Genomic DNA, 20,802 nt, shown 5'->3' on the forward strand with positions numbered 1-20,802 from the left:
GAGGGGTTATATCGAAATTATAAAACGCCCCTTATGCTATGGAACGATATTGTTCCTGTGTGGTATTATTGTCTGCCTGTCTGTTCCGACGGTCATAAAAGTTATCCTTATCAGCTTTGTAGCAGGGTGTCAGATGTATCTGCTGTATGCCCTGCGGCAAAGAAAACGGAGGGTATACCGGTTTACAGCAGTACTTGGAATAGGATTTTTTCTGCTGGGAATTGCAAGAATCTGGTATGTGCAGCAGCAAAGCTATACCATTGAGACGATCTTAAAAGAGCAGGAGACCAGCCTTTCTGTAGAAACAGATGCTTCCAGAGGCTGGCAGACGGAAAATGAAAAGACAATTTTACAGGGGAAGATAGAGAAAAAAGAACGAAAAAGCAATCAGACAAGATTATATCTTAATCATGTTTTCTTACGGATTGGAGATAAAACCTATAAAACCAATTCTGTCCTGGTTCGACTGAAGCAAGAACCATCTGACCAATCGTGTCGTATTGGAACAACCATTGTATTAGAAGGAAATATCCGACAACTGAATCGCGCTGCCAATGATGGTAATTATGATGAATTTCAATATTATCACAGTCTGAATATGGATTATCATTTTGATGCCGAAAGGATTTGTGGGGAATATGGAAGAGAAGATGTACTGGCAGAGAAATTATTTATGATAGAAGAAAAGTTAAAAGAAGATTATATAAATAATTTATCAGAAAGAAATGCTGGGATTCTTGGAACAATGCTTTTAGGAGATAAAGAACTTTTGGAAAAGGAGGTTTCAACAGTCTTTCAACAGGCAGGAGCCAGCCATGTGCTGGTAATCAGTGGAATGCATATTTCCTGCATTGGACTGTTCTGTTATGGACTTCTTAGAAAAAAAGGAAATTCTCTTTGTGCCTGTACGGCAGCGGTTGTATTTTTGTTCTGTTATGTGAAAATGACCGGGATGGGAATATCTGCTATCCGGGCATGGATTATGTTTGCACTTCTTATGGCAGCCAAGTTGTCCGGGCGAAGCTATGATAGCAGAACCGCTCTTTCTGTGGCAGTGCTGGTGCTTTTATGGAAAAACCCGTATCTGGTTGAAAATGCAGGACTCCAGTTTTCGGTAGCTGCAATTCTTGGTGTGGTAGTAGTGGCAAAATGTATTGGACAGTTGTTTCTGAGGGAGCAAAAACAGCAAACACAGGAACGGAAAACAGGCGATAAGGCGGCAAATAAAATACGGGAAAAATGGAAACGGCAAATCCGGCAGAACTTTTTAGTTTCGCTTTCCGTTCAACTTACAACACTTCCACTGGTGGCATACTATTATTATGAAGTGCCGGTCTATGCTTTGATTCTGAATCTGTTGATAGTTTCTTTGTTAAGCGCAGTTTTAATAAACGGGATAGTTGCAACATTGCTCATGTGTATGGAAAAAATTGTTGTAGGAAGGCTGTTTGCGGGACCGGTAATCATGATGTTGGAATTATTGCTGGACGGAATTTATGTTGGAGTCAGCTGGTGCAGCCGGCTCCCGGGAGCTACGAAGATAGTAGGACAGTGGCCGATACAGCGCATCATATTCTATTATCTGATGCTTGCAGCCATCTGCTTGCTGATAAAAAACCGGACAAAGAAAAGAGGAAACAGAGATGGGAATAGAAATACAAATACAAATATACTCCTTAGAAAGTTTACGATTGTTTTGATTGGAAGCGTGGTGTTACTTCTGGTTCTTCGTCCGGTAAAGAGTAATCATCTTATGGCAGTTCTTGATGTGGGGCAGGGAGATGGCATCTATGTACGACTGGGGGAAGATACCAATCTTTTTCTGGATGGCGGAAGCACTGATGTGTCTAAGGTGGGAACGTATCGGATTTTGCCATTTCTAAAAAGCAATGGAATCACGAAGATAGATTATTGGTTTATAAGCCATTATGACGAAGACCATGTGAACGGATTGTTAGAAGTTCTTGAGACGGAGTATTCTGTTGAAAATATTATATTGCCTGGAAAACAGCCGGATGTAAAGAATTATCAGAGCATATGTGCACTGGCAGAGCGGAGAAACATTCCCATCTTATATATGAAAGAAGGAGATTGCATAAGAAGTGGCGAGGATACCATAAGCTGCCTCCTTCCGGACGGAGAGTATCAGGCAGAGGATGAGAATGGAAAATCCATGATATTGCTCTATCAGACGAAATATATTTCCGGGATATTTACCGGAGATGCCGGAGAAGCAGAAGAAAATTGGCTCTTAGAAAAGCAGCGGTTGTGGAAAGTAGATTTTCTTAAAGTAGGACATCATGGCTCAAAGTATTCCTCGACAGAAAAATTTTTAAAAGCACTTTCGCCGGAACTGGCATTGATTTCCTGTGGGGAAAACAACCGATATGGACACCCTCATCAGGAGACCATAAATCGATTAAAAGAAGCTTCGGCAGAAATTTTTGATACGATGGAAGGCGGTCAGATTTCGCTGGAAGAGGAAAAGGGAAGGATCACAATTCAAAGCTTTCGGTAAGTATGCTTTGATAAAGAAGTAAAAATATAGTATAATATCCTTTATGAAAACAATAGATAATGACATTAAAATGGGACAATTAAAAAACGTATATCTTTTATATGGAACGGAAGACTATCTGAAACGGCAGTATCGTGATAAGCTAAAACATGCACTGGTAGAGCCGGATGATACGATGAATTTTTCAGCATATGAGGGAAAGGATATTAATCCAAAGGAACTGATTGATTTATCGGAGACACTGCCATTCTTTAAAGAAAAGCGTATGATTCTGGTGGAAAACAGTGGCTTCTTTAAAAACAGCTGTGATGATCTGGCAGAATATATGAGCCAGGTGCCGGAATCCACCTGCTTTGTTTTTGTGGAAGAAGAAGTGGATAAGCGTTCCAAATTATTTAAAGCAGCATCCAGGGCTGGAAGTGCCGTAGAATTTGAGACCCCGAAGGAAGATATGCTGATTCGCTGGATACTGGGCAGAATCCAGCGGGAAGGGAAGAAAATTACCCAGTCCGTGATGCAGCTTTTCCTGTCAAAGACCGGTTCCGATATGGAAAATATTGATAAGGAATTAGAAAAGCTTATCTGTTATACATTGGATAAGACAGAGATTTCTGCGGCAGATGTAGAGGCAATCTGTACCGGACAGACGGAAAATAAAATCTTTGAAATGATTGATGCCATCTCTGCCAGGAATCAGAAGAAGGCTTTGGACTTATATTACGATTTACTGGCATTAAAGGAAGCACCCATGCGGATTTTATTCCTGATTGCAAGACAGTTCCAGAATCTGCTTTTGATAAAAAGTATGTCAGCAAAAGGATATCCTGCTGTCAGTATTGCAAAGACTGCAGGGATGCCAAGCTTTGCAGTGCAGAAGAATCTTCGGCAGGCAGGAGCTTTTAAAATAAATCAGTTAAAGGAAGCAATTGAAGACTGCGGACAGGCAGAAGAGGATGTCAAGACGGGAAGAATGGCAGACCAGTTAGCCGTAGAGCTTCTGATTGTAAAATACAGTGCATAAAAAAAGAACGTTTCGAATGACGGTACGAAACGTTCTTTTTTATAATCGTTTATAATCTATGCTCTTCCGGCAATTATGCCATTTTGTTCACAGCTTTGTTTAAGCGTGAAATCTTTCTGGAAGAAGTGTTCTTGTGATAAACACCCTTAGTAGCAGCTTTGTTGATTTCAGATGTTGCAGCAACTAATGCAGCAGCAGCAGCCTCTTTATCGTTTGCAGCGATTGCAGCGTCTACTTTCTTAATAGATGTTTTAACTTTTGATCTAATAGCTTTGTTTCTATCAGCTTTGGTCTGATTTACAAGAATTCTTTTCTTAGCAGATTTAATGTTAGCCAACCTGTACACCTCCAATATGATTGTTTTATTGTTTTTGGTTGTTTCATTAAAGCCGGACACGGACGTTCTAATGTAAACATACCATGTTAGTTTATCCCACATATTTGCATCTGTCAATACATATTTGGAGAAAAAATGTAAAAAATAATAAAGAAAATTTATTTGGAAAAATTGTTTACAGGAAGTGAAGCTATGTTTCAGATAAGAACAGACCTCGCATTAGAGACGAGAGAAAAATTTGATGAAGATCATATTGAAGTAAAGGGAGTACGGGTAGATGAGGAGAGAATTTCACCGGAAATCATGATTACAAGAGTGTTCATTGACACAGAAAACGGAGCAAAGGCAATGAAAAAACCGAAGGGAACCTATATTACCATTGAGGCTTCGGACATGATGGAAGAAGATGAGGATTATCACAGAGAAGTGTCCGGGCAGCTGGCAAAAGTGATTGAAACCATGCTGCCGGGGAAAAAAGATGAACTCAAAATATTGGTAGTAGGTCTTGGTAACCGGGAAGTGACACCGGATGCATTAGGACCTTATGTAGTAGATAATATGATGATTACCAGGCACATTATCAAGGAATATGGACAATATGCCTTTGGAAATAAGGTGAGGAGCCAGATAAGCGGAATTGTGCCGGGCGTAATGGCACAGACCGGCATGGAATCAGGAGAGATTGTCCGGGGAGTCATTGAAGAGACGAAACCGGATATTGTAATTGTGGTGGATGCACTGGCGGCCCGCAGCGTGAAGCGTCTGAACCGTACCATCCAGATTACGGATACCGGAATCAATCCCGGTTCCGGTGTGGGCAATCACAGGCACGCCATTAATAAAGAAAGCATGGGAATTCCGGTAATTGCCATAGGAATTCCTACCGTAGTAGATGCCGCAACGATAGTTTCGGATACCATGAGTGACTTAATCGGAGCCATGCGGGAGTCAGCGCAGCTAAAAAGCGTGGGAAATGGGCTGGCAGGTCTGGATGAAATTGAAAAGCATGAGCTGGCAAGAGAACTTTTATCTCCACATTTGAATGCAATGTTTGTAACCCCGAAAGATATTGATGAAGCGGTAAAAAGGCTGAGCTATACCATATCAGAGGGACTGAATCTGGCATTCTCCCGGTTCTAAAGGGACAGAAGCTGCATAGAATATAGTGTTTGCTATGGCAGAACAGGAGGTGCTGGCAGCATGAGAGTCTATGGGCAAAGATATCAGGGAAAAACGGAACTGGTCAGGAAACGAAAAAAATGGTACAGGCAGTCTGCTATTGCACTTTTTCTGTTGTATGCATTTTTTCTTATGGTGAAAGCGGGAACCGGAAGGGAAACACTGGCAAAACGTTTTTTTTCTTATATACAAAATGAGATATCCATGTCCATGACCAGACAGTATATTCCGACTGTTGCCTATATGGCAGAGGGCAGGCAGGAACAGACACTGAGTGATTTTTTGCTGGAAAAAGTGACAGACCAGATACCACTTATCGGATATGCAGATACCATAAGGACTTATGATACGACAATTGAGAGCAGCCTTTCAGAAGAAGAGATTGTTGCACTGGAAGGAAAGGATGAAGCGGAAGTAGAGGCTAAGCAGATGGCGGAGGCAGCCAGCAGAGAGAATCAGGACTGCATAGTGGCAGAAATGGAGCAGGAAAATGCGCAGGCAGGAGCAGATGCGGCAGCAGAAGCGGCAGAGCAGCCGGCAGCCCTGGATAATACAGCAGTCAGCTCTCAGCCGTTGGTGGAGATTCCAAGAGAAAAATTAAATGATTTTGATTATCTGATTCAGAATTTTTATCAGGTGGACAATACAACAACCATCAATAGCAGTCAGTTAAATGCAGAAGAATTGTTAAGTATGGATTTAACCATAAAAACGCCGGCAGACCAGCCGCAGATTCTGATTTACCATACCCATTCCCAGGAAATGTTTGCAGATTCCGACCCAAATGATGTAATGACGGGCGTTATGGGAACAGGGGAATATCTTACCAGCCTGTTACAGGAAAAATATGGATTTCAGGTCATGCATCATATGGGACAGTATGATGTGGGAGACAGAGATCACGCCTATGCCAATGCGGAGGGGCCCATTGAGCAGCTGTTAGCAGAGAATCCAAGCATAGAAGTGGTAATAGATTTACATCGTGATGCAGTGGATAAGCATATGGTGCGGGAGGTAAACGGGGTGCAGATGGCACCGATTATGTTCTTTAACGGACTGAGCCGGACAAAAGCGTTAGGAGATATTTCTTATCTCAATAATCCAAACCTTACCGGGAATCTTGCTTTTTCCCTGCAGATGCAGATTGCAGCGGCAGAGTATTATCCGAATCTTACCCGCCCGATTTATTTAAAAGGATACCGGTATAATATGCATTTTAAAGAGAAATATCTTTTGATCGAAATGGGTTCCTATACCAACACGCAGGAGGAGGCACGCAATGCCATGGTTCCACTGGCAGACCTTTTGAACAGAGTGCTGCATGGAGAAAATTAGAAAAATATTTCGTAATGAAAATGTAATAACTTTTTCGGAAAAACACATTGAAATCACTTGCATTTCTTATATAATAAAAGAGATGCGTAAAATAAAACGAAAGATATGGAGTTAGCATGGAATTTTCAAGCTTAGAATTTTTATTTCGGTTTTTGCCGATTTTTCTTATTATATATTATCTGGTACCGGTAAAGTATAAAAATCCGGTACTTTTCTTTGGCAGTCTGGTATTTTATGCCATGGGAAGCTGGAAGGATGCACTTCTTTTACTGTTTTCCATGAGCCTGAACTACATTCTGGTATTACTGATGGATCATATAAGTAGGAAGAGCAGCAGAAATACCATGCTTGTGATTTTGCTTTGCTATAATATCGGATTATTGTGTATATTTAAGTATACAAGATTGTCGCTTCCGCTTGGAATCAGCTTTTATACTTTTACCATGCTTTCCTATGTGCTGGATGTCTATAAGAAGAAAACAGCAGCGTTGAGGGATTATCTGGAGTATGGAACTTATATCCTTTTGTTCCCAAAGCTGATATCCGGACCGATTGCCCAGTTTGCCGATATGGCAGGGCAGTTAAAGAAACATCCAATCCGTCTGGAGAAAATCGAACATGGTCTGACTCTTTTTATAATAGGATTGGGATATAAAGTAATTATTGCAAATCATCTGGCAATTCTCTGGCGTGATATTCAGGGCATTGGCTTTGAGAGTATTTCCACACCGTTAGCGTGGATGGGAGCATTCGGTTATTCTGCACAGTTATTCTTTGATTTCCAGGGATATTCCCTGATGGCAATCGGAATCGGAGAGATGCTTGGATTTGATTTGCCGAAGAACTTTGACCATCCGTATCGTTCCAGGACAGTGTCTGAGTTTTACCGCCGGTGGCACATTACACTGGGAAGATGGTTCCGTGATTATTTATATATTCCGTTGGGAGGCAACCGGAAGGGAAATGCGTGGACATTTTTCAATCTGCTGATTGTCTGGGTTGTAACCGGAATGTGGCATGGTTCTACCATTAATTTTCCATTATGGGGCTTGATTTTATTTGTATTTATTGCGTTGGAACGATTTGTAATCAGAAATTTTTTGGAGAAACATGGATGGCTGGCACACCTTTACATCTGGTTTGTAATCCCTCTGACCTGGGTCGTGTTTGCAATTACGAAGTTATCTGATTTGAAAGTATATTTTGCAAGACTGTTCCCGTTCTTTGGAACCGGAATCGCAGTCAATGCAGGCGATTATCTGAAATACGGCAGAACCTATGGAGTGTTTTTCCTATTGGCATTTGTGGTATCACTTCCTTTTATGGATAAGATATTAAAAAAATGCTGGAAGAAGTGGTGGATGAAAGCAATTTTGTTTGTTGTATTATGGATTTGTATTTATCAGATTGCAAATGGACTGAACAATCCGTTTATGTATTTTAGTTTTTAATGGGAGGCTGTCATGAAGAAATGGAAGAAATGTCCGCTTCTTATTGTTACGGCAATCAGTATGCTGCTGGTAAGCGGTGTCGCATTAGCCGGAACAAAGGGCGCATATAAAGAATATAATAAGGACTGGCCGAAGGTTCCGGCGGTGGCTGGCATGATGCAGGCATCCAAAGAGGGCATTCTGCCATGGGATAAGGCAGAACCGGAGGAGGATTTGGAAGGCGTATATGCTGACAAAGAGGAGCCGGCAACGGAAGAAGCAACAGAAGCAGTTGCAGATACGGAGGCAGAAGAGGATAAGACTTATACTTTTACCGATGTAACCCAGGATTATTTTGATGATGCGGTATTTATCGGAGATTCCAGAACCGTTGGATTAAGGGATTATGGCGGCTGGGATAATGCAACTTATTATGCCAGTATCGGACTTACGGTCTATGATATGTTTGATACGCCGATTGTCGAGGAAAACGGCGCGAAGATTACCGTTGAAGAAGCATTAAGCGAGCATCAGTTTGGTAAAGTCTATCTGATGATTGGAATCAACGAAATGGGAACCGGTACAGTAGACAGCTTTATGAAAAAATATGAAGAAGCTGTCAATCATATCCGGGAATTACAGCCGGATGCACTGATTTTCTTACAGGGCATTATGTATGTAAAACAGGAAAAGTCAGAGACTGACCCGATTTTTAACAATCCGGCAATCAAAGAACGGAATGACAGAATTGCAATGCTTGCAAATAATCACGATATATTTTATATTGATGTAAATGAAGTAGTGACTGACGAAACAGGAAATCTGAATCCGGAATATACTTATGATGAGATTCACCTGCTGGGAAAATATTATTCCCTGTGGACGGATTTCCTTTTGAAACATGGAATAAAGAAGGAGTAAATATATGTCAATCGACCAGAGTAAGATTCGTAATTTTTGTATCATTGCCCATATTGACCACGGTAAATCAACCCTTGCAGACCGTATTATCGAAATGACAGGGCTTCTGACCAGCCGCGAAATGCAGGCGCAGGTTTTAGATAATATGGATTTGGAGCGGGAACGTGGAATTACCATTAAGTCCCAGGCAGTCCGTATTATATATCATGCCAAAGATGGAGAAGAATATATTTTCAATCTGATTGATACACCTGGACATGTGGACTTTACCTATGAAGTATCAAGAAGTCTTGCTGCCTGTGACGGTGCAGTGCTGGTAGTAGATGCGGCACAGGGGATTGAGGCACAGACCCTTGCCAATGTATATCTGGCATTAGACCATGATCTGGAAGTGATTCCAGTCATTAATAAAATTGATCTGCCGAGTGCAAGGCCGGAAGAAGTAGTAGAAGAAATTGAAGATGTGATTGGAATTGAGGCACAGGATGCACCACGGATTTCTGCCAAAACAGGGTTGAATGTGGAAGAAGTATTAGAGCAGATTGTGCATAAATTACCGGCACCAAAAGGGGATGCCAAAGCGCCTCTTCAGGCGTTGATTTTTGATTCTGTGTATGATGCTTATAAAGGTGTTATTGTATTCTGCAGAATCCGGGAAGGTTCCGTAAAACCGGGGACAACCATCCGCATGATGGCAACCGGAGCAGAAGCAGATGTAGTAGAAGTAGGATATTTCGGAGCCGGACAGTTCATTCCATGTGATGAGTTAGAAGCCGGAATGGTAGGTTATATTACTGCCAGCCTTAAGAATGTGAAAGAAACCCGTGTGGGTGATACCATAACAGAAGCAAAGCGTCCTTGTGATGCACCATTGCCGGGATATAAGAAAGTTAATCCGATGGTATACTGTGGATTATATCCAACAGATGGAGCCAAATATCCGGATCTTCGTGACGCTTTGGAAAAATTACAGTTAAATGATGCAGCCTTACAGTTTGAACCGGAGACTTCCATTGCATTGGGCTTTGGTTTCCGCTGTGGTTTCTTAGGCCTGCTTCACTTGGAGGTAATTCAGGAGCGGTTAGAGAGAGAATTTAATCTTGATTTAGTGACGACAGCACCAGGCGTTGTATACCGGGTACATAAGACTGATGGTACCATGATAGAATTGACAAACCCATCCAATCTTCCGGATCCATCCGAAATCGAATATATGGAAGAGCCGATGGTTGCAGCAGAAATTATGGTGACATCCGAATATGTAGGTGCCATTATGGATTTGTGCCAGGAACGCCGTGGTATCTATAAGAGTATGGAATATATTGAGCAGACCCGTGCAGTTATTAAATATGACCTTCCGTTAAATGAAATTATTTATGATTTCTTTGATGCATTGAAATCACGTTCCAAAGGATATGCGTCCTTTGATTATGAGATGAAGGGTTATGAGCAGTCAGAGCTTGTGAAGCTGGATATTCTTATTAATAAAGAAGAAGTGGATGCTCTTTCCTTTATTGTATTTAAGGATACCGCCTATGAGCGTGGAAGAAAGATGTGTGAGAAGTTAAAGGAAGAGATTCCGAGACATTTATTTGAAATCCCGATTCAGGCAGCCGTTGGAAGCAAGGTAATTGCCCGTGAGACAGTAAAAGCAATGCGAAAAGATGTGCTGGCAAAATGTTACGGCGGTGACATCAGTCGTAAGCGTAAACTGTTAGAGAAACAGAAGGAAGGTAAGAAACGTATGCGTCAGGTGGGAAATGTAGAGATTCCACAGGAAGCATTTATGAGTGTACTGAAGTTAGATGAGAAATAGATGACAGGAGAACATAGATGGAACTTTATGTGCATATTCCTTTTTGTGTAAGAAAATGTGAATATTGTGATTTCTTATCAGCACCTGCGGACGAGCGGTTACAAAACCGCTACGTGGGTGCTCTTTTGCATGAAATCAGATATTACGGACAGACAATGGGACGTCCGGCTCTTTCTACTATATATATAGGGGGCGGAACACCGTCTCTTTTAGCACCGGAATATATCGCACTTCTTTTAAAACAGATTCAGGTAAGCTTTGAGGTGGAAGCAGATGCAGAGATTACCATAGAATGTAATCCCGGAACTTTAAATGAGGAAAAACTTCTTACCTATAAAGAAGCAGGCATTAACCGTCTCAGCATAGGGTTACAGTCTGCCTTTGATGATGAATTAAAGATATTAGGAAGAATCCATACTTACCGGCAGTTCTTGGAGAATTATGAATGTGCCAGAAGATGTGGCTTTGAAAATATCAACGTTGATTTGATGAGTGCCCTGCCTTATCAGAGTACGGAGAAATTTGTCACCAGCTTAAAGCGTGTCATAGCATTAAAACCGGAGCATATTTCAGCCTATTCCCTGATTATCGAAAAGGGAACACCATTTTATGAAAAATACAAATTCGAGGCAGTGCTCCGGGAAGCCGGAAAGCCGACAGAGCATCTGCCATCTGAAGAGACGGAGTATGAAATTTATAAAAAGACTCAGGAGATTCTTTCAGAGGCAGGTTATGAGCATTATGAAGTATCCAATTATGCTAAGCAGGGGAAAGAGGCAAGGCATAATATCGGATACTGGAAGCGGGTACCGTATCTTGGGGTAGGACTTGGGGCGGCTTCCCTGATTGGAGAAGTACGCTACAGTAATATAAGAGAGATTGAAGCGTATATCAAAGCATGCGGTAATATTTCGGCGAAGGAAATAGATGGAGTACCGGCATTGAATCTCCATGAGAGTGCAGATGCAATCAGCCGCCATGCCCAGATGGAAGAATTCATGTTTTTAGGCCTGCGTATGTTAAAGGGAGTTACAAGAACAGAATTCAAAGAGACTTTTGGCGTGGAAATAGAAGCAGTATATGGCGAAGTCTTAAACCAGCTTCAGGAAGAGGACTTAATCGAGAAAAAAGCCGGTGTAATAAAGCTCAGCGACCATGGCATGGACATCAGCAACTATGTACTCGCCCAGTTTTTACTGGATTAAGTAGTGCGGTGTTGAACCGCATTGAATCAGAACAAATCTAAAGAAAATATAAAATTATAAAATGCTGTTGACAAAAAAAACGAATGGTGCTATCTTAAGTACATAGAAATTAGCACTCTTTCAAGTTGAGTGCTAACAACAAAGAAAAAGCAGTATAAAAAGCTTTTTCAAATACCTATAAAAGTTTCATTTTCAGGAGAACGTGAATGAACGAGAACGAATTAGATGAAAGAAAAACAAAAATCTTAAATGCAATCATTCGCAACTATCTGGAAACAGGTGAGCCGGTTGGTTCAAGAACCATTTCCAAGTATACGGATTTGAACTTAAGTTCCGCAACAATCCGGAATGAGATGTCGGACTTGGAAGAGATGGGATATATTTTGCAGCCACATACATCGGCAGGAAGAATTCCATCCGATAAGGGATATCGCTTCTATGTAGATAATCTGATTGCAGAGAAGGACAAAGAAGTATCCGATATGAAAGAGTTCGTAATTGAACATACGGAGAAGATGGAACAGGTATTGCAGCAGGTGGCAAAGCTGTTGGCAAACAACACGAATTACACCACCATGATAACAGCACCGCAGTATCACCACAACAGCCTGAAGTTCATCCAGTTATCCAATGTGGATGATGAACATATTCTGGCAGTTGTCGTATTGGAAGGCAATCTTGTGAAAAATAAGATGATTCCGATAGAAGAGCCGATAGATAATGAGCATATGTTAAAACTTAACATGCTTTTGAATACACATTTAAATGGATTGTCATTAGATCAGATTAATCTGGGCACCATAGCAGTGTTGAAAGAGAAAGCCGGTATCCATTCCAAAGTCATCAGTGATGTATTGGATGCAGTAGCAGAAGCAATCAGCGAAGATGAGGATTTGGAGATATATACCAGTGGTGCAACGAATATCTTAAAATATCCGGAGTTATCGGATTCGCAGAAAGCAGGAGAGCTTTTAGATGCGTTAGAAGAGAAGAAACAGTTAGTAAGTCTGGTGACGGATAACCTCAGCAATGAGGAGAACGGCATACAGGTTTATATAGGAGATGAATCTCCAATTCAGACCATGAAGGACTGCAGTGTGGTAACAGCTACCTATGAACTTGGTAAAGGCGTGAAGGGAACGATAGGAATTATCGGACCGAAGCGTATGGATTATGAGAACGTCATGGATAATCTGAAAAATTTGAAATCACAACTAGAAGGCATATTTGATAAGCCGAAGAAAGAATAGCATAGAAAGGTGGTAAGGAAGTGGCAGAAGAAAAGAAAGAAGAAGTGCTTGAGGAAGTATTAGAAGACTTAGAAGCAGAGGATGCAAAAAAGCAGGAAGAAGCACAGAATACCGCCTCAGAAGAAAAAGAAGTTGAGGCAGAAGAAAAAACGGAAGATACCGAATCTGAACCGGAAGAAATAGAGAAAGAAGATGAGGAGAAAAAGAAAGGTATCTTTAAAAAGAAAGACAAGAAAGATAAGAAGGACGAACAGATTGAAGATTTAACCGACCGGCTGAAACGTCAGATGGCAGAATTTGAAAACTTCCGTAAGAGAACGGAAAAGGAAAAGAGCCAGATGTATGACATGGGAGCCAGCGCAATCTTAGAGAAAATCCTTCCAGTTATCGACAATTTTGAAAGAGGGCTTGCAGCTGTACCGGAAGAAGACAAAAACAATGGCTTCGTAGAAGGTATGGATAAGATTTATAAGCAGATGATGACAGTGCTGACAGAGGTTGGTGTAACACCGATTGAAGCAGCCGGTCAGGAGTTTGACCCGAATCTCCATAATGCAGTAATGCATGTGGAAGATGAAGAACTCGGTGAGAATGTAGTAGCCGAGGAGTTACAGAAAGGTTACAAGTACAAAGAAAATGTAATCAGACATAGCATGGTAAAAGTAGCGAATTAAGCATAGGAGGATAAGAACATGAGTAAAATTATTGGTATTGACTTAGGAACAACAAACAGTTGTGTGGCAGTTATGGAAGGTGGAAAACCTACCGTTATAGCAAACCAGGAAGGTGCAAGAACAACACCATCTATCGTAGCATTTACAAAAACAGGTGAGCGTCTGATTGGTGAACCTGCAAAACGTCAGGCAGTAACCAACGCAGAGAAAACAATCTCTTCCATTAAGAGACATATGGGAACCGATTACAAAGTAAGCATTGATGACAAACAGTATTCTCCGCAGCAGATTTCTGCAATGATTTTACAGAAATTAAAAGCTGATGCAGAAGGATATTTAGGAGAAAAAGTATCAGAAGCAGTTATTACTGTACCGGCATACTTCAATGATGCACAGCGTCAGGCAACCAAGGATGCAGGTAAGATTGCAGGACTTGATGTAAAACGTATCATCAACGAGCCGACAGCAGCAGCACTTGCTTATGGACTGGACAACGAAAAAGAACAGAAAATTATGGTATACGACTTAGGTGGTGGTACATTTGATGTATCTATCATCGAAATCGGTGACGGAGTCATCGAAGTATTATCTACAAATGGTGATACCAGATTAGGTGGAGATGATTTCGATAACAAGATTACACAGTGGATGATTGACGAATTCAAGAAAGCAGAAGGCGTTGACTTATCTACTGATAAGATGGCTCTTCAGAGATTAAAAGAAGCTGCAGAGAAAGCTAAGAAAGAGTTGTCTTCAGCAACAACAACCAATATCAACCTGCCATTCATTACTGCAACAGCAGAAGGACCAAAGCACTTTGATATGAACTTGACAAGAGCAAAATTCGATGAGTTGACACATGACTTAGTAGAAAGAACAGCAATCCCGGTACAGAACGCTATGAAGGATGCAGGCGTAACCAATGCAGACTTAGGCCAGGTATTATTGGTTGGTGGTTCTACACGTATCCCGGCTGTTCAGGATAAAGTAAGACAGTTAACAGGCAAAGAGCCAAGTAAATCCTTAAACCCGGATGAGTGTGTAGCACTTGGTGCTTGTATCCAGGGTGGTAAATTAGCAGGAGATGCCGGCGCAGGTGATATCCTTCTTCTGGATGTTACTCCATTGTCACTGTCTATCGAGACCATGGGTGGAGTTGCAACAAGACTGATTGAGAGAAATACAACAATTCCTACAAGAAAGAGCCAGATTTTCTCAACAGCAGCAGATAATCAGACAGCAGTAGATATCAACGTAGTGCAGGGTGAGCGTCAGTTCGCGAGAGATAACAAATCTCTTGGACAGTTCCGTCTGGATGGTATCCCACCAGCACGTCGTGGAGTTCCTCAGATTGAAGTTACTTTCGATATCGATGCAAACGGTATTGTAAATGTATCTGCAAAAGACTTAGGAACCGGAAAAGAACAGCATATTACAATTACTGCCGGATCTAACATGTCTGATGCAGATATCGATAAAGCAGTAAAAGAAGCAGCTGAATTTGAAGCACAGGACAAGAAGAGAAAAGAAGCAATTGACACCAGAAATGATGCAGATGCTTTCGTATTCCAGACACAGCAGGCATTAGACCAGGTTGGAAATAACCTTGATGCGGCAGATAAATCTGCAGTAGAGGCTGACTTAAATGCACTGAAAGCTTTAGTAGATGCAAATCCACAGGCTGAAAACATGACAGAGGATCAGGTTGCTGAGATGAAAGCAGCAAAAGAGAAACTGATGGAAAGTGCACAGAAAGTATTTGCTAAGATGTATGAGAATGCTCAGGCAGCTCAGGGAGCCGCTGGTGCAGGCCCTGATATGGGAGCAGGTGCAGCCGGTGGAGCAGCTGCAGGTTCCGCAGATGATGATGTGGTAGATGCTGATTACAAAGAAGTATAATTCTACAGATAAAAAGCAGTAGAAAGGGTTGGCAGTTTTACTGTCAACCCTTACAAACGGTAAAGAGGGAATAGATTATGGCAGAACAGAAAAGAGACTATTACGAGGTCTTAGGCGTTGATAAAAACGCAGATGACGCAGCAATAAAAAAAGCATATCGTGTCCTTGCCAAGAAATATCATCCGGATATGAACCCGGGGGATAAAGAAGCAGAAAAGAAATTCAAGGAAGCATCTGAAGCATATGCAGTACTGAGCGACCCGGAGAAGAGAAAACAGTATGACCAGTTTGGCCATGCAGCCTTTGATGGAGGTGCCGGCGGAGCAGGCGGATTTGATTTCTCAGGTATGGATATGGGAGACATTTTTGGAAGCTTTGGAGACATTTTCGGAGATTTCTTTGGCGGCGGAAGACGCAGCAGCAGCAACGGACCGATGAAGGGAGCCAATGTACGTGCCAGTGTCAGAATTACATTTGAAGAGGCAGCATTTGGCTGTGAGAAAGAAATTGATTTAGTATTAAAGGATGAATGTAAGACCTGTCATGGTACAGGAGCGAAGCCGGGAACCAGTCCGGAGACCTGTAGCAAATGTCAGGGAAAAGGAAAAGTGGTATATACCCAGCAGTCCTTATTTGGTATGGTACAGAATGTACAGACCTGTCCGGAATGTAACGGAAGCGGTAAAATTGTTCGTGACAAATGTCCGGACTGTCGTGGAACCGGCTACATTGCCAGCAAGAAGAAGATTAAGGTCAGCATTCCTGCCGGAATTGATAACGGTCAGAGTGTAAGAATCCGTGAAAAAGGTGAGCCGGGGGTAAATGGCGGACCAAGAGGAGATCTTCTGGTAGAAGTAGTAGTATCCCGCCATCCAATCCTTCAGAGACAGGGCATGGATGTATATTCAACAGCACCAATCAGTTTTGCACAGGCAGCATTGGGCGGAGAAGTAAGAATTACAACCATCGACGGCGATGTGGTCTACGAAGTAAAACCTGGTACACAGACCGACACCAGAATCCGTCTGAAAGGAAAAGGAATCCCATCCCTGCGTAACAAGGCAGTCCGTGGTGACCAGTATGTTACACTTGTGGTTCAGGTCCCGACCGGATTAAATGAAGCTGCAAAAGAGGCGCTGCGCCAGTTTGATGCAGAGACCGGTAATTCATTAAAGACACAGAATGGTGCGGCAGGCACGAAAAAGAAAAAGGGATTTATGGGAAAAATTAAAGAGTCCTTCGATGATTTATAAAAATGATAAAGCTGTTTCCTGAAAAATGGAGGCAGCTTTTTTTACGCGAGTAGCGAGAAAAATCGCATGCTTGCATGCAGATTTGGCGAGCACCGCGATAACTCGAGAAACTCGCAAAGCGTGTTTCTCGTAGTTGAGTATTGTGATAACTCGGGAAAACTGCAAAAGTGAGTTTCTCGTTGTTGCATTTTGTGACAACATATTGTATACTGTTTCTGATTCATAAGTTTTTTGTAACCATATGTTGATTTAGGCAACCGTTTATGAGACAAGGAGAGAGATTTATGAAGCAGCATAACAGCGCTGTGATTAAGAAGGATGCAGCACAGTTTGATAAATGGTGTTTTCAGCAGACTGTGGAACTGGAACATACAAGGAGAGAACTGGAAAATTCCAAACGCGAGATGGAACACCATCAGAGGGAGTTAGAACGTCAGAAGCGGAAATTCGAGATGGAGAAGAATCTTGAACAGGAGCGGATGAAGCGGGAACAGCATCTTTTTGACATGAAGTGGAAAATATTAGAAAGTGAACTTCAGAAACTTGCTGCCGAAAAGCAGAAAATGGAGCGTCAGAGAGACTTTTACAGCAGAGTACATGAATTTGAACAGGAGAATAGAAACCAATCATCCAATGTGGTGAAGGGAGAAATGTTCTTTATGGGCGTGGGCAATGAAAAATCATTGCGGAAGCGTTATAAGGATTTGATTAAAATATATCATCCGGATAATCTCAATGGAGACACCGGTACCATTCAGGAAATTAACCGGGAATATCAGGTGCTGATGCAGAAACTGGAAGTAAAATATCAGTAATAAGATTGCAATAATAGCACAGCAATGACATAGCAATAAACAGGAAAATCAGCGGGCAGAAGAAATATGTTCCGCTGTTTTTGTGTTACCAGACATGCATAGGCGTCGCTATGTATCTAAAGAAGCTGTCTGCTGGTTGCCGTTGATTCCCTTACAGTTGCGAAAAATAAAAAGCTATGTTAAGATTAAAATGTTTGCTTTTTATAATAGAAGGTTAAGATAAGAACAGGAGCAGAAACTATGAAATGGGATAAATATACAATAGATACAACAACAGAAGCTGAGGATTTTATCAGCATGATGTTATCAGAAAATGGCATTGAAGGAATTGAAATCGAAGATAATGTACCATTGACGAAAGAAGAAACAGGAGAAATGTTTATTGATTTTCCGCCGGAGCTTCCACCAGACGAAGGAAAAAGCAAAGTCAGCTTTTATTTAGAGGCAGGCGAAGACCATACCGAGACTTTAAAGGCAGTCCGCATTGGTTTAGAGCAGTTAAGAAGCATGGTAGAAATCGGAAGCGGAGATATTACCTCCAGCCAGACCGAGGATATTGACTGGATTAATAACTGGAAACAGTTTTTTCAGTCTTTTTATATCGATGATATTTTAATCAAACCAACCTGGGAACCATTAAAGGAAGAGGATAAAAATAAATTCTTAATCGAGATTGACCCGGGTATTTCCTTTGGAACTGGAAAGCATGAGACAACACAGCTTTGTATCCGCCAGATTCGTAAATATTTAAAAGAGGGCGAGCGTGTTCTGGATGTAGGATGCGGCAGCGGAATCTTATCCATTGCAGCATTAAAGCTTGGTGCAGGCAGCGTAGTGGGTACGGATGTGGATGGAGATTGTATCACATCAACTCATGAAAATATGACAGTCAATCATCTGGCAGAAAATTCAGGTGAATTTTATGTTGGAAACCTGATTGACGATAAAGCATTTCAGGAAAAGATTGGCACAGGTTATGATCTGGTCGTAGCGAATATTTTAGCGGATATTATTATTCCGATGGCACCGGCACTTTATCAGTGTGCGAAAGAGCAGGGAGTGCTTATTACTTCCGGAATTATTGATTTTAAAGAAAACGAAGTAAAAGAAGCTTTAGAGCAGGCAGGCTTTGAAATCTTAGAAGTCAACCATCAGGGCGAATGGGTCAATGTAACTGCACGGAAAAATCAGAGGTAAAATAGATGCATCAGTTTTTTGTTGAAAAAAGCCAGGTGGGCAAAGAATATGTTACCATAACCGGAAGCGATGTAAATCATATCCGGAATGTACTGCGTATGAAAATCGGAGAGACGATTCGCATCAGTGACCGGGAAGGTGGCAATTATTTTTGTAAGATTGCAGAAACCGGAGAAAATTTCGTGCAGGCAGACATAGTATCTGTGGACGAAGAAGGAACCGAGCTTCCGTCTAAAATCTATTTATTTCAGGCACTGCCGAAGGGAGATCGGATGGAAACGGTGATTGAAAAGGCAGTAGAACTTGGTGTCTATGAAATCATTCCGGTAGCCATGAAATACTGTGTGGTAAAACTGGAAGGAAAAAAGGCAGCACAACGGGTACAAAAATGGCAGGCGCAGGCAGAGACTGCAGCAAAACAGTCAAAGCGCAGTATCATTCCAAAGATTCATGAAGTAGTATCTTTCAAGGAAGCCTTAAAGCTGGCAGAAAACTGTGATATCCGCTTAGTGCCTTATGAAAATGAAAATGGCATGGAAGGAACCAGGACAGTATTAGAGCAAATCGAACCGGGGAAGAGTATCAGCATTATGATAGGACCGGAAGGCGGATTTGCAGAGGAAGAGATTGCAAAAGCAAGAGAGACCATGCAGTCCATTTCCTTAGGAAGAAGAATACTTCGGACAGATACAGCAGGTATCTGCATGATGTCCATGTTGATGCTGCAATTAGAGAGCCGTATATAACGAAAAAACAGTAAGAAAGTGTAGAAAAGTATGGAAGCATATCTGGATAATTCTGCGACCACCCGCTGCAGTGACCGGGCGTGTCAGTTAATGGTAGACCTTCTGACGAAGGATTATGGCAATCCATCTTCCCTTCATATGAAAGGAATTGAGGCAGAACGATTTGTTGAGACTGCAAAGAAGAAAATAGCAAAAACATTAAGAGTATTAGAAAAAGAAATTATCTTTACATCCGGTGGAACGGAGTCAAATAACCTTGCGATTATCGGTGCTGCAATGGCAAACCGCAGAGCGGGAAATCATATTATAACCACATCCATTGAACATGCATCCGTAGAGAATCCAATGGAATTCTTAAAGGAGCAGGGCTTTGACATTACTTATCTTTCTGTGGATGAGAATGGAATTATTTCACTGGAAGAGTTAGAAGAAGCAGTGACGGAACAGACCATTCTTGTTTCCATGATGCAGGTAAATAATGAAATCGGAGCCATTGAGCCGGTTGCAGAAGCTGCAGAGCTTATTAAGAAAAAGAATCCGGATACACTGATTCATGTAGATGCAATCCAGTCTTATGGAAAAATGTATATCTATCCAAAGAAGCTTGGCATAGACATGCTTTCCGTCAGCGGACATAAGATTCACGGTCCAAAGGGAAGCGGATTCCTCTGGGTGAAGGAAAAGACGAAATTAAAGCCGCTGATATTAGGCGGTGGGCAGCAGAAGGGAATGCGTTCCGGAACGGAAAATGTACCGGCAATTGCAGGTCTTGGAGAAGCAGCAGAAGAAATCTATGAGAATCTCGATGAAAAGAGAGCGCATCTTTACGAATTAAAGCAGCGTTTTATCGACGGAATCGAAAAGCTGGAAGGAACCCATGTAAATGGAAAGACCGGAGAGGATTCTGCACCACATATCGTCAGCGTCAGCTTTGAAGGAATCCGAAGTGAAGTATTATTACATTCACTGGAAGACAGGGGGATTTATGTATCTTCCGGTTCTGCCTGTTCTTCCAATAATCATGCAGGCAAACAGAAGGGAAGCAAGACCCTTAGAAACATTCATTTAAAGGAAAACCTTCTGGATTCCACACTGCGTTTTTCCTTCAGTGTGCATACAACGGAAGAAGAGATTGATTACGCATTAGAAGTACTGGGAGAGCTGCTTCCGGTATTGAAGAAATATACAAGACATTAAAAGAGAAAG

The 20,802-nt window shown here is 41.7% G+C and carries 17 protein-coding genes; 16 read left to right on the forward strand and 1 reads right to left on the reverse strand.

Translation table 11 applies throughout. From position 1 onward, the window contains the following. The first annotated feature begins 49 nt into the window (after window positions 1–49). Entirely contained in the window at window positions 50–2,518 is a 2,469-nt protein-coding gene (locus DWW33_RS00095; protein WP_256385575.1) for a DNA internalization-related competence protein ComEC/Rec2, read from the forward strand. 43 nt (window positions 2,519–2,561) lie between these two features. Continuing rightward, a complete protein-coding gene (holA, locus tag DWW33_RS00100) occupies window positions 2,562–3,539 on the forward strand; it encodes a DNA polymerase III subunit delta (protein ID WP_118172672.1) in 978 nt (325 codons plus the stop codon). A gap of 73 nt (window positions 3,540–3,612) precedes the next feature. On the opposite strand, the gene rpsT is transcribed toward holA, so the two are convergent. After that, a complete protein-coding gene (gene rpsT, locus DWW33_RS00105) occupies window positions 3,613–3,876 on the reverse strand; it encodes a 30S ribosomal protein S20 (protein WP_022243092.1) in 264 nt (87 codons plus the stop codon). A gap of 192 nt (window positions 3,877–4,068) precedes the next feature. Between rpsT and gpr the strand changes: the two genes are divergently transcribed. From gpr to DWW33_RS00175, 14 genes are all read left to right on the forward strand, one after another. After that, the gene (gene gpr / locus DWW33_RS00110; RefSeq protein ID WP_118638624.1) at window positions 4,069–5,016 is read left to right on the forward strand and encodes a GPR endopeptidase; all 948 of its coding nucleotides are present in this window, start codon (window positions 4,069–4,071) and stop codon (window positions 5,014–5,016) included. A 60-nt stretch (window positions 5,017–5,076) separates the two neighbouring features. Further along, entirely contained in the window at window positions 5,077–6,390 is a 1,314-nt protein-coding gene (locus tag DWW33_RS00115) for a stage II sporulation protein P (RefSeq protein WP_243088470.1), read from the forward strand. A gap of 116 nt (window positions 6,391–6,506) precedes the next feature. Continuing rightward, entirely contained in the window at window positions 6,507–7,841 is a 1,335-nt protein-coding gene (locus DWW33_RS00120) for an MBOAT family O-acyltransferase (RefSeq protein ID WP_118638625.1), read from the forward strand. Window positions 7,842–7,853: 12 nt separating this feature from the next. Next, on the forward strand, window positions 7,854–8,741 hold the full coding sequence (locus tag DWW33_RS00125; RefSeq protein WP_118638626.1) for a GDSL-type esterase/lipase family protein: 888 nt from the start codon (window positions 7,854–7,856) through the stop codon (window positions 8,739–8,741). A 4-nt stretch (window positions 8,742–8,745) separates the two neighbouring features. After that, window positions 8,746–10,557, forward strand: coding sequence for a translation elongation factor 4 (lepA, locus tag DWW33_RS00130; RefSeq protein ID WP_022243087.1), 1,812 nt, complete (start codon window positions 8,746–8,748; stop codon window positions 10,555–10,557). 17 nt (window positions 10,558–10,574) lie between these two features. Beyond that, entirely contained in the window at window positions 10,575–11,762 is a 1,188-nt protein-coding gene (hemW, locus tag DWW33_RS00135) for a radical SAM family heme chaperone HemW (protein ID WP_118638627.1), read from the forward strand. A 206-nt stretch (window positions 11,763–11,968) separates the two neighbouring features. Next, window positions 11,969–13,012: a heat-inducible transcriptional repressor HrcA gene (hrcA, locus tag DWW33_RS00140; RefSeq protein ID WP_022243085.1), complete on the forward strand. Its 1,044-nt coding sequence runs from the start codon at window positions 11,969–11,971 to the stop codon at window positions 13,010–13,012. A gap of 20 nt (window positions 13,013–13,032) precedes the next feature. Further along, window positions 13,033–13,686: a nucleotide exchange factor GrpE gene (gene grpE, locus DWW33_RS00145; protein ID WP_022243084.1), complete on the forward strand. Its 654-nt coding sequence runs from the start codon at window positions 13,033–13,035 to the stop codon at window positions 13,684–13,686. 18 nt (window positions 13,687–13,704) lie between these two features. Then, the gene (gene dnaK / locus DWW33_RS00150) at window positions 13,705–15,585 is read left to right on the forward strand and encodes a molecular chaperone DnaK (RefSeq protein WP_118638628.1); all 1,881 of its coding nucleotides are present in this window, start codon (window positions 13,705–13,707) and stop codon (window positions 15,583–15,585) included. A gap of 77 nt (window positions 15,586–15,662) precedes the next feature. Then, a complete protein-coding gene (gene dnaJ, locus DWW33_RS00155) occupies window positions 15,663–16,838 on the forward strand; it encodes a molecular chaperone DnaJ (RefSeq protein ID WP_022243082.1) in 1,176 nt (391 codons plus the stop codon). 284 nt (window positions 16,839–17,122) lie between these two features. Beyond that, window positions 17,123–17,653, forward strand: coding sequence for a molecular chaperone DnaJ (locus DWW33_RS00160; protein ID WP_242986051.1), 531 nt, complete (start codon window positions 17,123–17,125; stop codon window positions 17,651–17,653). 240 nt (window positions 17,654–17,893) lie between these two features. Next, on the forward strand, window positions 17,894–18,850 hold the full coding sequence (gene prmA, locus DWW33_RS00165) for a 50S ribosomal protein L11 methyltransferase (RefSeq protein ID WP_117840942.1): 957 nt from the start codon (window positions 17,894–17,896) through the stop codon (window positions 18,848–18,850). Window positions 18,851–18,855: 5 nt separating this feature from the next. Continuing rightward, window positions 18,856–19,596, forward strand: a complete 741-nt coding sequence (locus tag DWW33_RS00170) for a 16S rRNA (uracil(1498)-N(3))-methyltransferase (protein ID WP_022243079.1) — start codon at window positions 18,856–18,858, stop codon at window positions 19,594–19,596. 30 nt (window positions 19,597–19,626) lie between these two features. Further along, on the forward strand, window positions 19,627–20,793 hold the full coding sequence (locus DWW33_RS00175) for a cysteine desulfurase family protein (RefSeq protein ID WP_118638629.1): 1,167 nt from the start codon (window positions 19,627–19,629) through the stop codon (window positions 20,791–20,793). Window positions 20,794–20,802 lie beyond the last annotated feature (9 nt).

It is taken from the genome of Roseburia sp. AF15-21, assembly GCF_003479505.1.
Classification (GTDB): Bacteria; Bacillota; Clostridia; order Lachnospirales; family Lachnospiraceae; genus Roseburia_C; species Roseburia_C amylophila.